Source organism: Veillonella sp. ZSJB6, from assembly GCF_051549505.1.
Taxonomy (GTDB): Bacteria; Bacillota; Negativicutes; order Veillonellales; family Veillonellaceae; genus Veillonella.
In genome coordinates this window covers 1-235 of sequence record NZ_JBPUGE010000193.1, presented here as the reverse complement: position 1 = coordinate 235, position 235 = coordinate 1, and the positions used below count along the sequence as shown (strand labels likewise).

The following is a 235-nucleotide window of genomic DNA, read 5'->3' as shown; positions in this document are numbered from 1 at the left end:
AGTCACTCAAGTCGTCGAGCCACGCTTGCAACAATTCGTAATAGCGACCGACATGGACGCCATCGACGAGGGCATGGTGGGCTTGGACCGAGAGCGGCATCGACATTCGGCCGCCCGTCTCCGTAAACTTGCCCCAAGCGATGCGCGGCACCGTATCATGCTGTTGATCGTGTGTCGGGTGGCTGATGCTTGTGAATGTGACCCAGGGCACGCTCGTGAGGTAAAGCAGGCTGTC

At 59.1% G+C, this 235-nt stretch carries 1 protein-coding gene; it reads right to left on the bottom strand.

Going from position 1 to position 235, the window contains the following annotated elements:
- Positions 1-235, bottom strand: a 235-nt coding sequence (locus ACSV5T_RS10390) for a CatA-like O-acetyltransferase (RefSeq protein ID WP_438321097.1), incomplete at both ends; no start/stop codon positions are given.